The sequence below is a fragment of the Vibrio sp. V04_P4A5T148 genome, from assembly GCF_963875605.1.
In the GTDB taxonomy this organism is placed as follows: Bacteria; Pseudomonadota; Gammaproteobacteria; order Enterobacterales; family Vibrionaceae; genus Vibrio; species Vibrio anguillarum.
On record NZ_CAWNMS010000047.1, the window covers coordinates 1 to 20,753 of the forward strand.

Annotated in this window: 23 protein-coding genes; 8 read left to right on the forward strand and 15 right to left on the reverse strand. The window is 44.8% G+C overall.

The genetic code is table 11. The features are described 5' to 3' along the window. The 8 genes from AACT18_RS09830 to AACT18_RS09865 all read right to left on the reverse strand — a co-directional run. A partial coding sequence (locus tag AACT18_RS09830) for an FAD:protein FMN transferase (protein ID WP_094146656.1) occupies positions 1-926 on the reverse strand: 926 nt, incomplete at its 3' end. Positions 927-1,116: 190 nt separating this feature from the next. Continuing rightward, positions 1,117-2,340, reverse strand: coding sequence for an NADH:ubiquinone reductase (Na(+)-transporting) subunit F (gene nqrF, locus AACT18_RS09835; RefSeq protein ID WP_013856176.1), 1,224 nt, complete (start codon positions 2,338-2,340; stop codon positions 1,117-1,119). A 33-nt stretch (positions 2,341-2,373) separates the two neighbouring features. Further along, on the reverse strand, positions 2,374-2,970 hold the full coding sequence (gene nqrE / locus AACT18_RS09840) for an NADH:ubiquinone reductase (Na(+)-transporting) subunit E (RefSeq protein ID WP_013856175.1): 597 nt from the start codon (positions 2,968-2,970) through the stop codon (positions 2,374-2,376). 7 nt (positions 2,971-2,977) lie between these two features. Beyond that, positions 2,978-3,610 carry an NADH:ubiquinone reductase (Na(+)-transporting) subunit D gene (locus tag AACT18_RS09845; RefSeq protein WP_013856174.1) on the reverse strand — a complete coding sequence of 211 codons (633 nt, stop codon included), beginning with the start codon at positions 3,608-3,610 and terminating at the stop codon, positions 2,978-2,980. Further along, entirely contained in the window at positions 3,610-4,377 is a 768-nt protein-coding gene (locus tag AACT18_RS09850; protein WP_013856173.1) for a Na(+)-translocating NADH-quinone reductase subunit C, read from the reverse strand. The genes AACT18_RS09845 and AACT18_RS09850 overlap by 1 nt, the downstream gene beginning before the upstream one ends. Next, positions 4,367-5,611 carry an NADH:ubiquinone reductase (Na(+)-transporting) subunit B gene (locus AACT18_RS09855; RefSeq protein WP_013856172.1) on the reverse strand — a complete coding sequence of 415 codons (1,245 nt, stop codon included), beginning with the start codon at positions 5,609-5,611 and terminating at the stop codon, positions 4,367-4,369. Before AACT18_RS09855 ends, AACT18_RS09850 begins: the two co-directional genes overlap by 11 nt. 5 nt (positions 5,612-5,616) lie before the next feature. Beyond that, a complete protein-coding gene (locus AACT18_RS09860; RefSeq protein WP_026027642.1) occupies positions 5,617-6,957 on the reverse strand; it encodes a Na(+)-translocating NADH-quinone reductase subunit A in 1,341 nt (446 codons plus the stop codon). Positions 6,958-7,452: 495 nt separating this feature from the next. Continuing rightward, entirely contained in the window at positions 7,453-7,761 is a 309-nt protein-coding gene (locus AACT18_RS09865) for a BolA family protein (protein WP_026027643.1), read from the reverse strand. A 161-nt stretch (positions 7,762-7,922) separates the two neighbouring features. On the opposite strand from AACT18_RS09865, the gene AACT18_RS09870 reads away from it, so the two are divergent. The 4 genes from AACT18_RS09870 (at position 7,923) to AACT18_RS09885 (ending at position 11,667) form a co-directional block, all read left to right on the forward strand. Further along, positions 7,923-9,053, forward strand: a complete 1,131-nt coding sequence (locus tag AACT18_RS09870; RefSeq protein ID WP_088729113.1) for a methyltransferase — start codon at positions 7,923-7,925, stop codon at positions 9,051-9,053. Positions 9,054-9,077: 24 nt separating this feature from the next. Continuing rightward, the gene (locus tag AACT18_RS09875) at positions 9,078-9,647 is read left to right on the forward strand and encodes a YajG family lipoprotein (protein ID WP_026027920.1); all 570 of its coding nucleotides are present in this window, start codon (positions 9,078-9,080) and stop codon (positions 9,645-9,647) included. Next, entirely contained in the window at positions 9,647-10,192 is a 546-nt protein-coding gene (locus tag AACT18_RS09880) for a peptidylprolyl isomerase (protein ID WP_013856167.1), read from the forward strand. The genes AACT18_RS09875 and AACT18_RS09880 overlap by 1 nt, the downstream gene beginning before the upstream one ends. Positions 10,193-10,275: 83 nt before the next feature. Beyond that, on the forward strand, positions 10,276-11,667 hold the full coding sequence (locus AACT18_RS09885) for an AmpG family muropeptide MFS transporter (protein ID WP_026029152.1): 1,392 nt from the start codon (positions 10,276-10,278) through the stop codon (positions 11,665-11,667). Positions 11,668-11,722: 55 nt separating this feature from the next. Here AACT18_RS09885 and AACT18_RS09890 read toward each other — a convergent pair whose 3' ends face one another. The 3 genes from AACT18_RS09890 to AACT18_RS09900 form a co-directional block, all read right to left on the reverse strand. Next, positions 11,723-12,406, reverse strand: a complete 684-nt coding sequence (locus AACT18_RS09890; protein WP_094125780.1) for a ChrR family anti-sigma-E factor — start codon at positions 12,404-12,406, stop codon at positions 11,723-11,725. After that, positions 12,403-13,005 carry an RNA polymerase sigma factor gene (locus AACT18_RS09895; protein ID WP_094125781.1) on the reverse strand — a complete coding sequence of 201 codons (603 nt, stop codon included), beginning with the start codon at positions 13,003-13,005 and terminating at the stop codon, positions 12,403-12,405. Before AACT18_RS09895 ends, AACT18_RS09890 begins: the two co-directional genes overlap by 4 nt. 162 nt (positions 13,006-13,167) lie before the next feature. Further along, on the reverse strand, positions 13,168-13,743 hold the full coding sequence (locus AACT18_RS09900) for an LON peptidase substrate-binding domain-containing protein (RefSeq protein WP_026029151.1): 576 nt from the start codon (positions 13,741-13,743) through the stop codon (positions 13,168-13,170). 329 nt (positions 13,744-14,072) lie between these two features. Between AACT18_RS09900 and AACT18_RS09905 the strand changes: the two genes are divergently transcribed. From AACT18_RS09905 to csdA, 4 genes are all read left to right on the forward strand, one after another. After that, positions 14,073-14,888, forward strand: a complete 816-nt coding sequence (locus tag AACT18_RS09905) for a nucleoside-specific channel-forming Tsx family protein (RefSeq protein WP_094124538.1) — start codon at positions 14,073-14,075, stop codon at positions 14,886-14,888. Positions 14,889-14,992: 104 nt separating this feature from the next. Next, positions 14,993-15,883, forward strand: coding sequence for a 2-dehydropantoate 2-reductase (panE, locus tag AACT18_RS09910; protein ID WP_094125151.1), 891 nt, complete (start codon positions 14,993-14,995; stop codon positions 15,881-15,883). Further along, on the forward strand, positions 15,880-16,479 hold the full coding sequence (locus tag AACT18_RS09915) for a DJ-1 family glyoxalase III (RefSeq protein ID WP_064625831.1): 600 nt from the start codon (positions 15,880-15,882) through the stop codon (positions 16,477-16,479). The genes panE and AACT18_RS09915 overlap by 4 nt, the downstream gene beginning before the upstream one ends. Further along, a complete protein-coding gene (csdA, locus tag AACT18_RS09920; RefSeq protein ID WP_081245442.1) occupies positions 16,479-17,690 on the forward strand; it encodes a cysteine desulfurase CsdA in 1,212 nt (403 codons plus the stop codon). Before AACT18_RS09915 ends, csdA begins: the two co-directional genes overlap by 1 nt. Positions 17,691-17,722: 32 nt before the next feature. Here csdA and csdE read toward each other — a convergent pair whose 3' ends face one another. From csdE to AACT18_RS09940, 4 genes are all read right to left on the reverse strand, one after another. Beyond that, on the reverse strand, positions 17,723-18,154 hold the full coding sequence (gene csdE / locus AACT18_RS09925) for a cysteine desulfurase sulfur acceptor subunit CsdE (RefSeq protein ID WP_081245443.1): 432 nt from the start codon (positions 18,152-18,154) through the stop codon (positions 17,723-17,725). Between the two features lie 5 nt (positions 18,155-18,159). Then, complete coding sequence (gene tcdA / locus AACT18_RS09930; RefSeq protein WP_013856157.1) at positions 18,160-18,969, reverse strand: tRNA cyclic N6-threonylcarbamoyladenosine(37) synthase TcdA; 810 nt, start codon at positions 18,967-18,969, stop codon at positions 18,160-18,162. 90 nt (positions 18,970-19,059) lie between these two features. Further along, positions 19,060-20,163 (reverse strand): murein transglycosylase A, encoded by a 1,104-nt coding sequence (mltA, locus tag AACT18_RS09935; protein WP_094125150.1) that lies wholly within the window; start codon positions 20,161-20,163, stop codon positions 19,060-19,062. A gap of 69 nt (positions 20,164-20,232) precedes the next feature. Next, positions 20,233-20,700 carry a DUF2850 domain-containing protein gene (locus AACT18_RS09940; RefSeq protein WP_064625834.1) on the reverse strand — a complete coding sequence of 156 codons (468 nt, stop codon included), beginning with the start codon at positions 20,698-20,700 and terminating at the stop codon, positions 20,233-20,235. Positions 20,701-20,753 lie beyond the last annotated feature (53 nt).

Consider the following 20,753-nt stretch of genomic DNA (forward strand, 5'->3'; position numbering starts at 1 on the left):
GGAATATTGTATTGCTCTGCAACCTCAATACCTTTCGTCTCTCCTAGTACCATTAATCCAGTCGCTAGGCCATCAGCCGTCATTGAAGATGCATCCAAAACGGTAACTGATACCACTTTATTATGGATGGGTTTTCCAGTGATTGGATTGATAATGTGAGAATAACGCACACCATCTTGCTCAAAATAATTGCGGTAATCACCTGAAGTGGCAATTGCCAGATCTCCAGGTTCAATGATCTCTTGAGCGGTACGTTCATCAACTGTCGGTTTTTCTATGGCGATTCGCCAAGCTACGCCTTCTCGATTTACGCCTTTTAAGCGCATCTCACCACCGACTTCAACCATGTAATTGGCAATGCCTTGTGATTGAATGTAGTCAGCAACCACGTCGACTCCCCATCCTTTCGCAATAGTTGAAAGGTCCACATAGAGATTAGGAAGATCTTTACTTAACGTAGTATCGGTTGCGCTAAGATGCTCAATGCCTATGTTGGTTTTACGCTCAGCCAATTCAGCATCGCTTGGCACCACATCAGGACGAGCTTCAGGGCCAAAACCCCATAGGTTAACCAAAGGACCAACAGTGACATCCAATGCACCTAAAGTAAGACCGTTAAGACGCAGCGCTTCTTTCACCACGGTTGCGGTTTGAGAAGAAACCGTAAAAGGTTCCGTTCCTTGATATTGATTAAAACGGCTGAGCTCAGAATCTTTACGATAGGTCGACATTTGATCGTTCACTTCTTCCAATAACCGATCAACTTCCTTTTGGAGAGCCTCCGAGCTAGGGATACCTTCAGCTTTCAGGTACTTAATATTGTAAGTCGTGCCCATAGTAGGGCCACTGAGATGAACTTGCTCAACCGATTTTTCACAACCCGCCAAGATGAATAGAGAAGCTAACGCAACAAGCCATTTTTTCACTTGTTTACTCCTAAAAATGAAAGTGAATATAGAAAAGAAGTGGTTATAGAAAAGAAATTCCTACACCTATTTTCTATGTTAACTGAGTTGGAATTCAAAGCCACAAGGCAAAACTAAAACTAAAACTAAAACTAAAAAAACAATGGCTGACTCATCAGAGCCAGCCATGGGTTTTACTTACTTCAGTGAATTAACCACCGAAGTCATCAAGAAGGATGTTCTCATCTTCTACACCAAGGTTTTTCAGCATGCCAATCACAGCCGCATTCATCATCGGTGGACCACACATGTAGTATTCACAATCTTCAGGCGCTTCATGGTCTTTCAGATAGTTTTCATACAATACATTGTGGATGAAACCTGTGTATCCATCCCAGTTATCTTCAGGCATTGGATCAGAAAGCGCACAGTGCCATACGAAATTCGAGTTTTCAGCTGCAAGGCCGTCAAAATCTTCAACGTAGAACATCTCACGCTTAGAGCGCGCACCATACCAATAAGACATCTTACGGGTAGATTTTAAACGCTTAAGCTGATCGAAGATGTGTGAGCGCATTGGAGCCATGCCCGCACCACCACCGATAAAGACCATTTCTGCATCCGTATCTTTGGCAAAGAACTCACCAAATGGACCAGAAATAGTACATTTATCACCTTCTTTCAGTGACCAAATGTAAGAAGACATCTGACCCGGTGGCACATTGGGATTATTAGGCGGCGGCGTAGCAATACGCACGTTTAGCATAATAATACCGAACTCTTCAGGGTAATTCGCCATTGAGTAAGCACGAATAATGTCTTCATCAACTTTTGACTCGTAGCGGAACAGGTTAAATTTGTCCCAATCGCCACGATACTCTTCTGGCACGTCAAAATCTGAATATTTGATGTGGTGTGCTGGCGCTTCGATCTGAATGTAACCACCAGCACGGAAAGGTACTGACTCGCCATCAGGGATCTGAAGTTTAAGCTCTTTAATGAAGGTGGCTTTGTTGTCGTTAGAGATAACGGTACATTCCCACTTTTTAACACCAAAAATTTCTTCAGGAAGTTCAATATCCATGTCTGTTTTCACAGCCACTTGACACGCTAAACGTTCACCCTCACGAGCTTCACCTTTAGTAATGTGATCAAGTTCAGTAGGAAGAATATCACCACCGCCAGATTTCACTTTTACACGGCATTGACCACAAGAGCCGCCACCACCACACGCCGATGATACAAAGACACCAGAACCTGCAAGTACGCTCAGTAGCTTACCACCTGGATTAGTCACAATAGACTTATCTGCATCACCGTTAATTGAAATTGTAATGTCGCCTGTTGGAACTAGCTTAGATTTAGCAAATAGAATTACCAAAACGAGTGCTAGAACAATCAGGGTAAACATCACTACACCAAGAATAATGTCCATTGACTATTCCTTAATTGTTGCGGTTTACCCGACTTACAGTTGAACACCAGAGAAAGACATAAAGCCTAACGCCATTAGACCCGCCGTGATGAAGGTAATCCCTAAACCACGTAAACCCGGAGGTACATCTGAATATTTCATTTTCTCACGGATACCGGCAAGAGCGACAATCGCTAACATCCAACCCACACCCGAACCGAAACCGTAAACGACGGATTCAGCAAAGTTATAATCACGCTGAACCATGAAAGATACACCACCAAAAATGGCGCAGTTCACTGTGATTAAAGGTAAGAAAATGCCCAGCGCGTTATACAAAGGTGGGAAAAAACGATCCAATATCATCTCTAAGATCTGTACCAATGCGGCAATAACACCGATAAAGGTAATGAAATTTAGAAATGTAAGATCAATATTTTCACCCAATGCACCCGGTTTAAGTAACAAGTTATAAACCAAGTTATTCACTGGTACTGAAATGGTCAGAACAACAGTAACCGCAATCCCTAAACCAAACGATGTCTTTACTTTCTTAGATACAGCAAGAAATGTACACATACCCAAGAAGAAAGAGAGTGCCATGTTTTCGATAAAAATCGATCGAACAAGCAAACTGATATAATGTTCCATAACGCCCTTACTCCTTCGCTTCTAGTTGTTCAGGTTTGAACGTGCGAATCGCCCAAATCATGAAGCCAATTAGGAAGAATGCCGAAGGTGCTAGCAGCATCAAACCGTTAGGTTGATACCAGCCACCATCTTTCACAAGAGGTAGAACTTCCATTCCAAATAGCTTGCCTGAACCAAGAAGTTCGCGGAAGAAACCAACAGTGATCAATACAAAACCATAACCCAGACCATTACCGATACCATCGATAAAGGAAGGAATCGGTGCCGACTTCATTGCAAATGCTTCAGCACGGCCCATTACGATACAGTTAGTAATGATCAACCCTACGAACACCGATAGCTGTTTCGAGATATCGTATAAGTAAGCACGTAGGATCTGGTCAACAACAATAACCAATGAAGCAATGATCGCCATCTGAACGATGATACGCACACTGTTAGGTATGTGGTGACGAATTAACGAAACGAATAAGTTAGAGAAAGCCGTTACAAACATAACGGCTAGCGTCATAACAAACGCCGTTTCCAACTTAGTGGTTACCGCAAGGGCAGAACAGACACCAAGCACTTGAAGTGCGATTGGGTTGTTATCCAACACTGGCGCTAGAATGCTCTTTTTAATCTCTTTTGCGCTAGACATTAGTTCAAACCTCCGTCACGAACTTTTGCTAGGAATGGACCAAAGCCCATATCACCTAACCAGAAGTCGAAAGTGTGTTGAACACCGTTACTGGTTAGTGTTGCGCCAGAAAGTCCATCAACGCCATGCTCAGATCCGGCAGGAGCGCCACCTTTCACAACTTTAATTGCAGGTTGGTGGTTGTCATCAAACAATTTCTTGCCAACAAATTGAGCTCGCCATGATGGGTTTTCAACTTCACCACCCAATCCCGGAGTTTCACCTTGTTCGTAGTAAGTAATGCCGGAAACGGTATTACCATCGGTTTCTACAGCCACAAATGCGTACATCATTGACCACAAACCATTACCGTGAACGGGAACAATCACTTTAGAAATCTCGTCGCCACTTTTCACTAGGTAAACAACCCCAGTATTGGCACGACGAATAATCTTCGCTTTATCTTGTTCCGCTGTTAGCTTGATAGATTGAGCTGGGTCTTTAGAAGCTTTGCGTTGATCATAGGCCGTTGCATCGCCATCAACAAAGTTCCCGGTTTTAAAATCAATCAAACGAGGTTCAATGTATTTAGCAAAAAGCTCTGGCACGCTACCAGACTCGTTAATGCCTGCAACTTCAACAATCTTGCTTTGCTTATCAAGTACTGCGTTAACTTTTTGCTTGTCACGCAGGCCAACCGCTGCTGTCGATACGATGATTGAGCACACTAAGCTCAATGCGATAACAACAAACAGCGTTTTTTTAATGCTATCGTTATTACTTGCCATAGCGTGCTAGTCTCCGCTTGATGTTCTTCTCAATCACAATATGGTCAAACAAAGGTGCAAATAGGTTCGCAAATAAGATCGCCAGCATCATACCTTCTGGGTAAGCTGGGTTAACCACACGAATCATCACACACATTGCACCAATCAAAATACCGTATGCCCATTTACCTTTGTTAGTAAATGAAGCCGATACTGGGTCGGTTGCCATGAAGAACATACCAAACGCAAAGCCACCAAGTACTAGGTGCCAATGCCAAGGCATATTAAACATTGCATTTGTGTCTGAACCAATAACATTGAACAGCGTTGATATGGCAATCATACCTACCATAACACCCGCAATAATGCGCCATGAAGCAATGCCCATGTAGACAATAAATGCCGCGCCAATCGCCAGTGCTAACGTCGATACTTCACCGATAGAGCCAGGAATGTTACCAACAAATGCGTCCATCCAAGTAATGGCTTCGCCAGTGACCTTATTGATCAGAGCACCGTTACCACCTTGAGCCCATTGGCTTAGCGCCGTTGCACCAGAAAAACCATCTGCAGCTGTCCAAACAACGTCACCAGAGATCTGTGCTGGGTAGGCGAAGAATAGAAAAGCACGACCGGCTAATGCTGGGTTTAGGAAGTTACGCCCGGTACCACCAAAGATTTCTTTGGCAACAACCACGCCAAAGGTAATCCCTAAAGCGGCTTGCCATAAAGGCAGTGTGGGTGGAACAATCAGAGCAAACAAAATTGAAGTTACAAAGAAACCTTCGTTAACTTCATGCTTACGCACCATACAAAACAGCACTTCCCAAAAACCACCGACCAAGAATACCGTGGCGTAGATAGGTAGGAAGTAAGTCGCACCAAGCAGCATCATACTTGCCCAACCGGCTTGCGTACTTAATGTACCGCCAAGCATTTCAGTTAGCCAATAGTGCCAGTTACCACTGATGACTGTCGCCAATTCAGCGCCAGAATACAGATGGTTAAGTGCAGTAATCGATTGGTGACCAACGTTATACATACCCCAGAACATCGCTGGGAATACCGCTAGCCAAACCATGATCATGATGCGTTTGAGGTCAACGCTATCACGAACGTGTGAGCTTCGTTTTGTAACTAAACCAGGCGTATAAAAAAGCGTTGCGGCTGCTTCATACAAGGCAAACCATTTTTCATGTTTGCCGCCAGGTTCAAAATGATGCTCGATGTCTTCAAGAAACTTTTTAAGGCCCATGAAAATTACCCTTCCTTCTCAATCTTGTCTAGGCACTCACGAAGTAGCTGACCATATTCGTATTTACCAGGACATACAAAGGTACACAATGCGAGATCTTCTTCGTCCAGTTCAAGGGCACCGAGACGTTGAGCGCTATCGATGTCACCTGCACATAGGTCACGAAGTAGGAGCGTTGGTTCCATATCTAGTGGCAACACTTTTTCATAGTTACCAATAGGTACCATCGCACGATCACTACCATTGGTTGTGGTTGTCATGTTGAACAACTGACCTGTGAATAGATGACCAAGGAAAGAGCGAGTGACTGAAAATTTGTTCTTGCCAGGCATTGCCCAACCAAGAAAATCTTTGTCACGACCTTCACGCAGAACCGATACTTGGAGGTGGTAACGACCAAGATAAGCTACAGGCCCCGCCGCTTTCACACCAGAAAGTACAGAACCAGAGATGACACGAACTTCGCCTGGCATCAATTCGTTATCCGTTAACTCTTCGAGGCTAGCACCAATCTGAGTACGGACAAGACGAGGTTTGTTGACTACGGGTCCTGCAAGCGACACCACTCGTTGTGTGTATAGCTCACCGGTTAAGAACAATTGACCAAACGCAATCACGTCTTGGTAATTGATGCTCCACGCCACATTGACTGCATTTACTGGATAGAGGAAATGCATGTGAGTCCCTACAAGACCTGCAGGGTGTGGGCCATCAAACACATGTTCTTCAACGTTTGGCTGTGAAGAGCGTGGTAAGCTAGTACCAGATTTACAGACGTAAACCTTGCCCTCAGTCAGAGTTGAAAGGATATCGAGACCAGCGACGAATGCTTCAGATTGCTCATTAATGATCGTCTCAGGTTTTGCCGCTAATGGATTGGTATCCATTGCTGTCACAAAAATAGCCTGAGTTGAAGACTCAATTGCTGGAACCTTGCTAAACGGACGAGTACGCAACGCAGTCCAAAGACCAGACTCAACTAACTGAGTTTTAACCGTTTGACGGTCAATACTTGCTAGTTGGCTAGCTTCAAAGCTATCGAACGTGATTTGCTCATCACCTGCCACTTCAATCACTACGGATTGTAGGACACGTTTGGCGCCACGATTGACTTCGATAACCTTACCGCTTGCTGGTGAAGTAAATTTAACACCCGGATTCTTTTTATCTTCAAAAAGAATTTGAGCTTTCTTTACTTCATCGCCTACGCGAACATGCATGGTAGGACGCATGCCAACGTACTCTTCGCCAAGCAAGGCGACTTTAGTGATGGTCTTACCATCATTAATCACCTGGGAAGGAGTTCCTGCAATAGGAAGGTCCAAACCCCTTTTTATTGTAATCATACGCACTTGCACTATTTTATCGGGAAAAAGATTCTTTTAATTGCGTAAGTTCAAGGCTTGTATATCTTTCATGGTCGTTCTTGATAAGAGGCCAAATGAAAGTTAAACCAGCCTTAGACACGACATTTCTGTGTCCGATTTTGGCTTGTTTAAAACGCCAGAACCGCAACATCCTTTTAATAACCTCATCACAAGTATGGTATGAGATCCATTAGGTGCAATAGTCTAGCATTTTTTCGGAACCTGATGCCATGACCAATCCTCTGATAAGTCGTTTTATTTGGAAGGATTTGAATCATAAAGGCTAGCGAATAGTCATAACTTTGAAGCATCGCACAAATAACCTATTCCTTACCCCTTATGAGTATTTATTTTTATTCACTACCTAAAACAATTTCTCTCAACTTGTTCATCTCGTCAATTTGTTTAAATACTGTTAACATTCCGCTCAAAAACAGAACAAGAGAACGGCATATTCAGACGGTTCTGAACGAGTTATTTTCCACCGCCCATACACATAGGACTATCAGGTACGCCACTAATTTGCGCCTGCCACTCTTGTGGTGTGTAGGTATGAATCGAGAGTGCATGAATGTGGTTCGCTAACTCTTCTGCCAACACTTGGTTAACCTGTCGGTGACGGCCAATCAAACGCATTCCTTCAAAACTGTCACTCACCACAATGACTTTAAAATGGCTTTCCGATCCTGAAGGCACATTGTGCATGTAGCTTTCATTTTCGACTTTCAAATAATCAGGGTGAAATGCTTGATGCAATTTTTGTTCGATTATGGGTTGGATCATACCGTTGCCTTTCTTCCTCAAATGAGAGCATGAGAACATATACGAGTGTAAAGAGATTTAAGTTTAACTAGCCTTATAGAATAGCGAAAGGTTTTGGTTCCTTGTTTCTACGCCATTTGAGACAATGCATCCGTAATTCTCACTACGACCTATAAAAAATTATGAAAACAGAGTTGGCACTGCATGATCGAACGTTGAGCTTGCACCGTTTCCCACATCGTTCAAACGAAACATTACAAGCTTGGGATGCGGGCGATGAATATGTGATTAATCATATTGAAGCGTTGAATTTAGCAATAGGCAAACGCATCCTTATTTTAAACGATCACTTTGGCGCTCTATCGTGTTGGTTTGCAGATAAGCACCACGTCACCATGATGAGCGACTCTTTTATTTCGCAACAAGGTACGTTAAACAATCTTCAGCGCAATCAGTGCCGCAACGTGCAATTGCTCTCAACAATGGATGCCATCCCTGAATCGGTCGATCTGGTGCTTTTTCAATTGCCCAAGAGCAATCGCCACTTGGTTTGGCAATTAAGCCAACTCCGTCAGTCCCTTGCCCAAGATTGCCCTGTGATAGCGGTCAACAAAGCGAAAGAGATCCACACATCAACCTTAAACTTATTTGAAAAGTATTTAGGTTCAACAAGCACTTCTCTTGCATGGAAAAAACACCGCCTCGTTTTTTCAGCACCGAACGTATCACCGATTGAAACGGTAGAACCCATAACTGAATGGGCCGTAGAAAGCGAATCCATCCGTCTAAAAAATCTGCCGAATGTCTACTCAGGTGAGGGATTGGATCTCGGCGCACGCTTTTTTCTACAGCATCTTCCACAAGATCCTAAGTTACAGCACATCATCGACCTTGGATGCGGCAACGGGGTGTTATCAATCAAGATGGGCCAACTCAATCCTCAAGTACGAATGACCTGCGTTGATGAAAGCTTGATGGCCGTCGAGTCTGCAAAGCTAAATTTGCTGGAGAATTTAGGAGAAGATCGCAATATTCAATGCATTGCGAATAACTGCTTAGATGGTTTTCAACAAGAAAGTAGCTGTTTAGTATTGTGCAACCCACCATTCCATCAACAACAAGCTATCACGGATCACATTGCTTGGCAGATGTTCTGTGATGCAAAGCATGTTCTTAAAAAAGGGGGACGATTATTAGTGATCGGCAATCGCCACCTCGGCTACGATGTAAAACTAGCAAGATTATTTGGCCAAGGGCAGGTAAAAACTGTCGCGACCAACCATAAATTTGTTATCTTACAAGCAACTAAATAGGCAAGGATAAGAAAGGAAATGACCATGAAAAAACTGGTTCTCGCAGCCTCAATCGCATTACTCACCGCTTGTGCCGCACCTCAGCAACAGCAAATCAACTTTATGCCTACTGCAACGACCAGCAAAAATACGGTCGTCAACAATAAAGCCTTTACTCTGGTTAGCAAAGATGTTCGATCGGCGCAATATGTGGCTTTAGTGGATAGTGGCCGCTCTAATATTGAGCCAATTCATGCCAAACAAAATGTTCGTATTGCGGTTGAGAATGCGTTGGCGGAGCAATTTAGCTCTCAAGGCTATCGCTTAACAGTGAACAGCGAAAACAATGTCACCGTTGAAATTGCAGAAGCACTAGTGACGGTAAAACACAGCGTCATGTCGAATGAAATGGATGGCAGTGTCACGCTTGAAATCACCGCGGAAACACCAAAAGGCAAATTGGTGAAAACGTTCAACGGAACGGCAAAACGTTCCGGTACACTCAGCGCTTCAAATGATGAGATTGAAATGGTACTCAACGATGTCATGAACTTGGTACTTAAAGAAATTGCCAATGACAGCGAACTTAATGGTTATTTACAGGAGCGCTTTTAATGTTACGTTCTCTCGTTACGACATTAGCGCTCGTCAGTTGCACTGCGTTTTCGGCGCCCAACGTCCTAATTGAGACGAACTTAGGGTCATTTACTGTTGAACTTAATACAGAGAAAGCGCCAACGACTGTCGCAAACTTCGTAAAATATGTTGAAGATGGCAGTTATGTTGGCAGCCAGTTCCACCGCGTTATCCCAGGGTTTATGGCACAAGGCGGCGGATTTGATGCGGATTTAAAACAACTCACCACTTACGCTCCCATCAAAAATGAAGCGAGCAATGGGTTGACCAATGACACCGCGACGATCGCAATGGCCCGTACCAATGATCCTAACTCGGCTACTCGCCAATTCTTTATTAACTTGGTCGATAATGATTTTCTCAACTACAACGCTCGCCCACCGGGTTATGCCGTCTTTGGTAAAGTCACGCAAGGGTTTGATGTTGTGCAAAAAATGGCTCAACAGCCGACCAGCACGAAAGGGCGAATGCAAGACGTCCCCATCGAACCAATCGTTATTACGAATGTCACACTAGAACAATAACCATACCAACGCCGATTTATCGGCGTTTGATTTTATTGGGTCGCCTTTCGACCTAAGCTGCTTTACTGACAAGGATTCGCTGTATGCCATCAACCTCCTCCTCTCTCACTTGGATGGAAACTATCCGTAGCTATCTTGATAAACGCCTATTGTGGGTATTTATGATGGGGTGTTCGAGCGGTTTCCCGTGGGTTTTGATTGGTTCAAATATGTCAGGATGGCTAAAAGATGCAGGCTTAACCACCGCTGCAATTGGTTATTTTGGCAGTGTCTTCGCAGTTTACGCGATTAATTTTCTATGGGCCCCATTGGTGGATCGCGTCAAATTACCCATTTTGACGCCATTATTAGGTCAACGCCGCAGTTGGGTATTTTTGTGCCAATCGATCATTTTGATCTGTACGCTGCTAATTGCGGGTGTCAATCCAGCCCAAAATTTGATGTTTACCTCAATGCTTGCCTTGGGCATTGCGATCGCTTCTGCCACTCAAGATATCGCGATTGATGCTTTTCGTATCGATACTTTCCCCAAATCACAAGCCAATAAGCTGCCACAAGCCTCCGCCATGGCCATCATGGGGTGGTGGACTGGATATTCTCTGCCGGGCTATCTCGCTTTTGTAAACGCCGATAGTATCGGTTGGAATGCCGTTTATTATGGCATGGCACTATGTGTCGGGCTGTTAATGCTTTTCACGCTCTTGGTGGGCGAACCAAAAACACATCGCGAAGCGCTACAACATCAAGCGGAGCTGCGACACAATCAGGTTGTTGGTTCGAAAGTCGTCGCGTGGTTCACCGTTACCGTAATCGAACCATTTCTCGATTTCTTCAAACGCAATGGCGCGCAAGTAGCACTAACCCTGCTGTTGTTTGTCTTTTTATTCAAGATTGGCGAAGCTTTTCTTGGCCGAATGTCGATTCCATTTTACAAAGAAATTGGCTTTAGCAACGAACAAATTGGTCACTACTCGAAGTTAATTGGTTGGGGAGCAACTCTATTCTTCACTTTGATTGGCAGTATGTTTAACGTGCGATTTGGTATTGTTCGCGGCTTGATGATTGGTGGCATCGCGATGTCTGCCAGTAATTTGATGTTTTCGTGGATCGCTCAAGTTGGCCCTAATGAGCACCTGTTCTTGGCGACCATAATTGTCGATAACTTTACCACTGCGTTTTCCACCGTGGCCTTTGTTTCGTTTCTTACTGTGTTAACAGGGCAGGCATTTTCAGCAACGCAATATGCGCTATTGGCTTCTCTAGGAAACTTTGGCCGCACCACGTTGGCCTCTTTTAGCGGAGAGCTGGTCGACTATCTCAATAATTGGTCACTGTTCTTTATTATTACCGCACTGATGGTAGTACCAAGCCTTATCATGCTCTACTCACTGCGCCATTATTTTGCTGATTTACTGCAAAAAGCTCGGCAGAGAGACATCGATGATATTGCCAAGCAAGGCATTGATAAGCGTTAGATGAAAAAAAGGTCGTACAATACGACCTTTTTTAATTTGATGTGCCCGCTATAGACTACGGATAGAGACCTTTACCAAATAAGTTAAACACTCTCGCAACACCTTGCGTAAACAGCATCGGCTCAGTTAGCACCGTTAAGCATAAACAATCTTCATCCACTTTGGTAAAAGGGCTGTGTTTAATACTCGCATCTCTTTGAATGAAATCACCCACTTGATAATGCCCATCTTCATCACTGAAGCCACCATGGAGCACCAAGGTCGACTCAACCCCTTTGTGTGTATGCTGAGGGATCTGCACGTTGTGATTGATGTACATCAGGTTCATGCGAGAGTCTTCAGCAATATCTAGATGGGCACTAAAAACTTTACCACCATAGCTGCGCCACTCGCCTTTGAAGCGAATCAGTTGGCTCAGCGTACTAGGCAGCATCACAACGCGATCATTGACTTTAATTTCTATCGGCTCAGGCTTACGCAAGGTCGATGGGTGTAGAGTATCCAGTACTGTGATCGTTTCAAACATCTGGTTTAAATGATCATCATTAGAAACGGCCATTCTTTGTTGCGGCAACGATTGGCTCAGCAATGCTTCGGCGGCCCGAGTTTCTAAGTATTGAACCTGTTGACGACACTGAGTACAGAGTTCAAGGTGAGTGGCAATCATAATGCCATGCGCCGCATCAATTGAACCATTGGCATACTGCTGCAGTACTTCGTTGCTTGGATGGTGGCTCATAATTGCTCCGCTTGAATAGAATGTCTAAGTTTTTCAACGGCTAGTCGTAAACGCGATTTGACAGTACCGAGAGGAATATTGAACATCTCCGCAACCTGCTGCTGGGGCAGTTCTTCAAGATACACCGCCTTCACGATGGCTTGCTGAGCTTCAGGCAACAACGCCACAAACTTTAATATTTGCTCTTTTAACATGTCATGTTCAGGACAATAATGTTCAACCAAATCAGGTGGGCAGTAGTCAGTTGGCCAAATATCATCGGCATAAACATGTAACTCTCGTCCGCGCTGCTTACGCAGGAGATCAAAACACAAATTGCGTGCAATCGTGTAAACCCACGTCGAAAGCGAACTTTTTCGGTTATCGAATAGGTGAGATTTCTGCCACACCGTGGTCATGGTTTCTTGCACCATTTCTAACGCCACTTGCTCACTGCCTACATGCTTAAACGCAAACTGTTGTAAGCGAGGAGAGAAATAACGAAACACTAAGGCAAACGCCTGCTTATCATGTTGCTTGACACGTTCCATGCATTCAGCCCAGTCTTGCTTGGTGTAGCTTGGGCTTAGCGACACACTATGCTGAGAATCACTGCTCATGCTGCGCTCTTCCTTTAGGAGTAACCGTTGTTATTGGCATACAGTAGCCATAAACCTTTATACGTGAGTAATGCATACATCGATCACTCGTCGTATTCTTTTTTATACAAAGCCACTACTACAGAGCGACCTCTCGTTTAAGTTTACTGCACGCTTTCAAGGTTAGTGTGAGACTTCGATTACCTGCAATAAAAAGTCAACCGCACTGTGCGCGTCATCCTGCCTCATTAAATCATCAAATTGTTGAATCGAGATAGGGAGCAGTTCTAGCCATCGCTGCGCCACCCAACTGGCATCATCAAAAAAACAGTGCGAATAGAGCTCGCCAAGCTGAGGGAATTGTTGATAAACCGCTTGTAGCTGGTGGCTTAAATACCATTCGTGAGGTTCTAAATCTCTTACTGGCCAACTGGGCAATGACGTGACCTGAGCAACTCGCAGGCCATCAAATTCGCTCACTACTGACTCTATTTTAAAGCGCTCCATTCCCATCACGGTTAATCCTAACATCCCATTGTCGAGCGCTTCAAAATCAACAATCTTAACCAACATCCCAAATTTAGATAACTGATTTGCTTTATTGCCTTTTTTATTATCAATCAAACAAATCCCAAATGTAGAGTCAGACTGGCTGGATTGAGTGACCATCCTCTTATACCTTGATTCAAAGATCCGTAGCTTCATTTTCCCTTCTGGTAAAACGATTGAAGCTAAAGGAAACAGCATCAATTTCTTCATCATTCATCACTCTTCATCATGCCCGTCAATAAATACGTTGAAGATTACAAAACGATCACTAACTAAAAATGTTGGTTTATCGATTTGCATAAAACAATACTAAAGCAAACGTTTAAGTGATTAAAATCACATTAAAGATGCAAGCGAACGAAATATTAATTTAGTTCCGAGCAAATATTCATTAACGTGACCGTAGTCACTAAGTTTGTTCACTTTTGCATTCGCAATCACTTTTAATTGAGATTTTTATCGTTATTATTCGGGCCAATTGAACGCACATCAGAAATATACGTGTGCTGAATTATGACAAAACATAGAGAGTCCCCCTTATGCGTAAATCACTTCTAGCTCTAGGCCTAGTGGCTGCAACTTCTGCTCCAGTTATGGCCGCTGACTATTCAGATGGCGACATCCATAAAAACGATTACAAATGGATGCAATTTAACTTAATGGCTGCGCTAAACGAAAAAGGCGTATCTGAATCAAGTCACGATTATCTAGAAATGGAATTTGGCGGCCGCTCAGGGATTTTTGATCTGTACGGTTACGTTGATATCTTTAACCTGCTAAGCAATCCAAGCAGTGACAAGGAAAACCAAGAAAAAATCTTTATGAAATTTGCACCTCGTATGTCACTAGATGCACTTACAGGTAAAGATTTGTCTTTCGGGCCAGTGCAAGAGTTGTATGTCTCTACGCTAATGGAATGGGGTGGTAAGTCTGGCGTTAACACTCAAAAAGTGGGCCTTGGCTCTGATGTGAATGTGCCTTGGCTAGGTAAAGTAGGTTTAAACCTGTACGGTACTTACGATTCAAATAAGAAAGATTGGAATGGTTTCCAAATCTCAACCAACTGGTTCAAACCTTTCTACTTCTTTGAAAACGGCTCATTTATCTCTTACCAAGGTTACATCGATTACCAATTTGGCATGGAAACAGACAAAGGATACGCAACATCTAGCGATGGCGGTGCCATGTTTAACGGTATCTACTGGCACTCTGATCGCTTTGCCGTGGGTTATGGTCTAAAACTTTACCATGATGTATACGGTTTTGCGGATAATGAAGGCCTGCCGTGGAATGCATCTGCTAAAGCTGAATCTTCAGGCGTTGGTCACTATCTAGCTGTGACTTACAAGTTCTAATCGAACCTAAGTTTTTAGCTAAATGGCGCTCTCGAGCGCCATTTTTATTGCTTTCCATTTCTACCTCATTATCCTTGGCGCAAAGTCAACAATGGAGAGGTGTTATGAATATCGTCGTGCTTGGGCCGGGCGCGGTTGGGTTGCTTTGGGCGACAAAGCTGCATGCTACTGGACACCGCGTTTCATTATGGGGCAGACAACCTCAATCTTCACTTTCCATTGCTTTAGATAAACAGGCGTCTATTACCCTGCCCTACAATGATCACAGCGCGCTCTGCCATGCCGATCTCTTACTGATTACTGTTAAGGCTTGGCAAGTCGAGCAAGCGCTCACTCCACAGCTGAAGACACTCAATCGTGACACCATTTTGCTATTTATGCACAACGGCATGGGCGCGCTTGATTCGATGCAGGATCAACTGAATGACTTTCCTATTGTGCTTTCAACCACTACGCACGGTGCACTCAAGCCGTCAATGAATCAAGTATTGCATACTGGCAAAGGCGTAACTCAATTAGGGGCTTACAACGCCCAAGGCAAGCAGTGTCAGTTTCTAGTGGATGTACTTCAGCATGCATTGCCAGACGTAATGTGGAATAACACAATTGAAGAAGCACTATGGCATAAGCTTGCAATTAACTGCGCGATTAACCCGCTCACCGCATTAGAGCAATGTCGCAATGGTGAGTTAGCCGATGAACGCTTCCAACGGCCGCTGGAAAATATTGTTGCAGAAGTCGCCGATGTCATGAGCGCTGAAGGCTTTGCGATCACTCAATCATCACTGCTTGCTAAGGTTAAGCAGGTGATTCAAGCCACAGCAGAGAATTATTCGTCAATGCATCAAGATATTTTCTATCAACGCAAGACTGAGATAGACTTTATTACGGGCTATTTACTGAAGAAAGCAGAGCAACATCAGCTCGCAACACCAGAAAATAGTAAGTTATATCACGCCATTCAACAGATAGAACACCGCTGGAAAAGCCAATGAGTAAACGAATTTTAGTCCCGATAGCAACAGGCTGCGAAGAGATGGAAGCGATCACCGTGATTGATATGATGGTCAGAGCTGGCTATCAAGTCGTGGTTGCCAGCGCTAATCTCGACGGGCAATTGATGATGAAAGCCTCACGCGGAGTGACATTAACCGCAGACTGTAAACTGCTGGATGTGATCGATGAAGAGTTTGACGTGATTGCGCTGCCCGGTGGCGTTGGAGGCGCTGAGATCTTTCGTGACAATCCAGTGCTAATCGAAATGCTCAAGCAACAGCATAACCATGGTCGATGGTTGGCGGCTATTTGTGCCACGCCAGCCTTAGTTTTGCAACATCATCAGCTTTTCCCGCAAGCGATCATGACAGGGCACCCGGCTTTTCGCGATCATATCCCCACTGATTTATGGCGAGATCAACGCGTAACCATCGATACAAACCATCAATTAATCACCAGCCAAGGGCCGGGAACAGCACTTGAGTTCGCGATGGAGATCATCATATCACTCTCAGGTAAAGCACACGCATGGTCAGTTGCACAGCCAATGGTGACACTGGCAGCATTGAATTATCACAAGTTAGGTGAGCAATAATGTTTGACGTGCAGACCATTCGCGACCAATTCCCCGCGCTCAATCAAGCCGTGGATGGCGAAATTCTGATTTATCTAGACAGCGCCGCTACCACGCAAAAGCCGCAAGTGGTGATAGATGCCATTAGCCATTACTACAGTACGCAAAATGCCAATGTACATCGTGGTAGCCATCGCTTAACAGCAAAAGCGACCAGCGATTTTGAAGCGGCGCGTGACACTATGGCTCAATTTATTGGCGCATCATCTCGTAAAGAGATTATTTGGACTCGCGGAGCGACCGAAGCGATCAACCTGATCGCGCAGACTTACGCACGTAATACATTGCAAGCCGGTGATGAGATTCTGGTCAGTGAAATGGAACACCACGCCAATATAGTGCCTTGGCAAATCGTCGCGGCTCAAACCGGAGCAAGCGTCGTCAAAGTCCCCATCACGCCAGAGTGCCACTTTGATCTTGAGGCTTTTCAAGCACGGCTATCGAATAAAACCAAAATTGTCGCCCTAGCCCATACCACCAACGTGACGGGCACGCGCCAACCGATTGAAACTGTAATTAAACTAGCGCACCAAGTCGGCGCTGTGGTCGTGATTGATGGCGCGCAAGGAATTGTGCATGAAACTGTCAACGTGCGCGAACTCGACGCCGATTTTTATCTCTTTTCTGGGCACAAGCTTTACGCTCCCGCTGGCATTGGCGTTCTGTACGGAAAATTAGCGCTGCTTGAAACAATGCCTCCATGGCATGGCGGCGGCAAGATGGTAGAAAAAGTCTCGTTTGAAGGCACAACATTTGCCGAACTGCCGGGGAAATTTGAAGCAGGCACACCGAATGTCGCAGGAGCGATAGCCCTTGCCAAAGCAATCGAATGGTTACAAAACTGCAATCGGACGACCGTAGAAACTCACCTGCATAGATTGCAAGCACGTACTTATCAAGCCCTGCAACAGCTCGATGATATTCGCGTAATCGGCTATCAACCGAATGCCAGTATTCTCAGTTTTGTGATGGATGGCGTTCATCATCAAGACATAGCCACCTTACTCGATCAGCAAGGCATCGCGGTTCGCTCTGGCCATCACTGCGCTCACCCATTAATGGATGCGCTCGGATTAACTGGCACCGTGAGAATTTCGTTTGGTATTTACAATACCGAACAAGAGGTTGAACAGTTGATCGCCGCCATCACTAAAGCAGTTGATATGCTGTAATAATTCCCCCTTTCATAAAAAGGGGGAGATGCTCAGCTTGGATCGATATTTTTTATCTTATCGACAATGGCTTTAAGGCCATTACCACGTGAAGGACTTAAATGGGCAATCAAGCCTATTTTTTCAAAATAAGCATCCACATCAAACGCTTGAATTTGTGCGTAGGTCTTGCCGTTGTACGCAGCAAGGACTAAAGCAATTAAACCACGCACAATCCGCGCATCCGAATCGGCACAGAAAGACCATATTCCTTGGTGCTCCAGCCCCACTAACCATACTTGACTCTCGCAGCCTGCAACACTGACTTGCTGCGATTTCAAAGCATCAGGCATCGTGGGCAATAACTTCCCCCACTGGATCACTTGTCGGTAGCGATCTTCCCAGCCAGTAAAATTTTGCATGATCGCCACAATGTCATCGGCGCTAATCTCACGACCAAAGGGGGAGGCAGGAAAAGGAGTCATTAACGTTACACCTTATGTTTCTGAATTAACTTTTCAACAATGCGCGCTACGGCAACAAAACCAAAGGTTGCGGTAACAACCGTCGCAGCGCCAAATCCGCTGGCGCAATCCATCCGCTTTGGCCCTTCTGCGGTTGATTTCACCGCGCACACACTGCCATCGGCTTGCGGATATTTGAGCTGCTCTGTCGAGAACACGCAATCAATACCAAACTTACGCGCAGGGTTTACAGGGAAATTATGGCGATGACGAAGCGTATCTTTGAGTTTTTTTGCCAATGGGTCTTGAATCGTTTTGGTTAAATCCGCGACCTTGATTTGAGTTGGGTCAACTTGACCACCCGCACCACCGACGGTAATCACTTTAATTTTATTGCTACGGCAATAAGCCAGTAGTGAAGCTTTCGCTTTCAAACTGTCTATCGCATCAAGCACGTAATCGAACGTTTGACTCAAATAGTGGTGCTGGTTATCTGGCGTGATAAAGTCATCAATTAAGTGCACCACACACTCAGGGTTGATGAGCTTGACCCGCTCGGCCATCACTTCAATCTTACTTTGCCCAACCGTACCGCTCATCGCATGGATTTGACGGTTGATGTTGGTGACGCACACATCGTCCATATCAATCAGCGTTAACTCGCCAATGCCGGTGCGCGCCAATGCTTCGACTGCCCACGAGCCAACGCCACCGATACCAATCACACACACATGCGCAGCACGCAGTATTTCAACCTCACGATTTCCATAAAGGCGACGAGTGCCTCCGAAGCGTTGGTTGTAGCTATCTGAAGCGGGGGTATCGAGTTCACGCATAATTAAAAGTCCGATTGAAAGCGATAGAAAAATAAAGAGTGCGATTTATACGCACTCTTTATTTAAAAGTCTAGGTCGAAACCTGTGTCACTATTGTAGCTTTTCAGGCGGCAATGCCCAAGGCGCTTGTGTGGCTGAGTTTTCTAACCCCAGTTTCCAAACGCGACCAAAATGTTTGTAATGCCCAGCTTCCGTTCCGGCGCGCTCGCCCATGCCATGGTACAGATCGAGGTGGTTATCTTTTACCGCGCCGCCCGTATCTAGCACAATCAACATTCTCAACTGATGAGCGCCACTCCATGTACCATCTGCATTGAGCAGCGGCACTTCTGCTAAAATAGGTGTGCCCATTGGAAAGATGGAACGATCTCCGGCCACCGATGCCATCGGCAGTAGTGGAATACCGGCAGAGCCAGTGACAGGGGCTGCCGCTTTGGGCGCAAAAAAGACATAGGAAGGATTTTGCTCTAGCAGCTCTCTCACCGTCGGTTCATCATTGGCTAGCACCCATTCCTTGATCGCTTTGAGTGACATTTTCTCTCGTGTCACTTCACCTCGTTCAATCAAGACTTTGCCAATACTGATGTAGGCTTTGTTATTCTTACCCGCGTAAGCTAAGTACTCAAGCGTATCGTCATCTTCAAAATGCACAAAACCACTGCCTTGCACCTCCATAATGAAAGGGTCAATCAGGTTCGCCGCATAACCTAACTCAAGCCCTTTTTCAGCTAACGCACCATCATAAATTTGCGCACGCGTTGGGCAATCGGCCGAACATTCAGGCAAACCAAATACGGGATATTTGAATATTTCATCCGGTTGATGGCGAAGCTCCATTACCGGAGAAAAATAGCCAGTGAAAAGCACATTACCTTTTTTATCGCCACCACCAAGCTGCGCCGCTTGTATTCCAAAATTCGCCAAATCTTGTGGATCACCACTTTGCAAAATCCATTCACTGATCTGTTGATACAAAGGTTGATAAATCGCTGCCATCGACGCCGAGCGAGTCACCACTTGTTCGCTCTGTTTGGAAAATTGCGTAAAGTCACGTGGCGTATTGGACTGCACCGTGTCTACTTTGTTGAGCGCTTTAGAGAAATCACCATCCAAATATTGCTGAGCACGGTCGGTTGGTTGCGCACAACCAAACAGCAGCAGTACTGCCGCAAGAGGAAAAATTTGCTTAATCACAGAAGTTATCCGTTATTTGAGTTGCTAAAAGCATGACAAACTCGCGCCTAAACCGCAATCAGCGAATTGTTAACGGAGGTTTTTTTGGTATTTTCCTGACAATCGGAAGGTTGGATTGTAGTGCGACGACGACATTTGTGTCATTTCGGTATTGTTATCATCACGCATTTTGTAACGATAGCTCGTATCACCAATCTGGTATTCTAAAAAATGACCATCAAACTCAAATGAAGTGGTGAGTACTCGGCCACTACTGATCACGCCTGCTTTCCCCAATTCAATTCGTTTGGCTGAATAAGGGGCAACATACTGCTCAACCCAAACCCCATACACCTCATCTTTTGGCGAAAAATAGTTTTCCAACCGAGTAAAGAGATCACCGTATAGCGACGCTACGGAAAACAAGCCAATCATCACAACCAGCATCAAGCCTCGTTCAATGTACTTACGTCTTCGCAAGTTTGTGAACTGAGGCGTAGCCGTAAGGCCTACGTTTTTTGTCATTTTCATGCGACTCAACTCGTTGGTTTTGGCCATATTTCGCCTTTATTGGCAAGCAGTCTAACGTGTCCTAAATCAGAGATAAAATC